Raw genomic sequence first — 1007 nt, 5'->3', positions numbered from 1 at the left:
AGACTGAGCCAAGTCATGGCCCACGTAAATGACATATTAATCAGGATGGTAGAAAGTACTTTAAGATCCTGATTATCCTGAATGTGTTCAAAGGTCGGTAATTTACGCAGGTCGCTGGTCAGGGCTTCGGTCAAATCCTCAATTTCGCGGGCAATCGCATAACGTACCGTGCTCGATCCGCCCCAGCGTTCTGCAATCATAAATTGCCATTCGAGTGGACTATGGTTGACCGCCTGTACAAATAACTCAATGCTGGTTTGTGGATTGGCTTTGGACTGATGTAAATAACTTTGTCCAAGTTGATGAATCAGGCTTTTAATATGCAATGCAACCTGATCGACCAGTTCCTGCCCAAGTGCATCCATATCCTGAAAATGTCGATAAAACGCCGTAGGAACCAAGCCCACTTCACGTGCTACCTCACGCAAACTAATACTACTAAATGAACGCCCAGCAGTACTCAGTTGCAATGCAGCATCCAGCAGCGCCTGACGGCTTTGTTGTTTACGTTCGTCCCGGATCGACATGCATTAGACCTATGTTAAACCAGCCAAGAGTCTAACAAAAACTGTCCTGCTTTAAAAAAAATAAAACAATTAATAAAAAATCAGTGAACACCTGTTGACTGAATTAAAAAAAAAGAATACTGTGTACACATGTTCACTGAAAGAACATTTGTTCACTCATATAAATAGCCAGATACAAACGAGGAACGTATGAACATTGCAGCCAATTATCAGCCTCAATGGATTCGTGAAGATTTTGTCGATTTCATATTGGAAAAAGTCAACCCAATGTGGACGTGGAAAAAAGTCAAAGCTCAGGTCACTTCAGTGACCGCCATCACCCCTGAGCTGTATCAAATTTGTTTACAACCGAATAGCAATTTTGTAGCACAAAATTTTAAAGCAGGCCACAGCATTTTGGTGACCGTTGTTGTAGCAGGTGTGCGTTATCAACGCAGTTATTCTGTAATGAAGATCGATGCGCAGGGCAATCTGTATTTG

1 protein-coding gene and 1 pseudogene are annotated in these 1007 nt (G+C 42.2%); one reads left to right on the top strand and one right to left on the bottom strand.

Annotated features, from left to right (window positions below; all coding sequences use genetic code 11):
* The coding region (locus tag JR005_RS04350; protein ID WP_228731752.1) for a TetR family transcriptional regulator at positions 1 to 527 on the bottom strand (527 nt) is incomplete at its 3' end.
* A 189-nt stretch (positions 528 to 716) separates the two neighbouring features.
* On the opposite strand from JR005_RS04350, the pseudogene JR005_RS14560 reads away from it, so the two are divergent.
* Positions 717 to 1007: pseudogene (locus JR005_RS14560) on the top strand (ferredoxin reductase); the annotation flags it as partial.

It is taken from the genome of Acinetobacter sp. Colony158 (genome assembly GCF_019264745.1).
GTDB classification, from domain to species: Bacteria; Pseudomonadota; Gammaproteobacteria; order Pseudomonadales; family Moraxellaceae; genus Acinetobacter; species Acinetobacter ursingii.
Note: the sequence above shows the minus strand (reverse complement) of the source record. Positions and strands in the feature narration are given on the sequence as shown.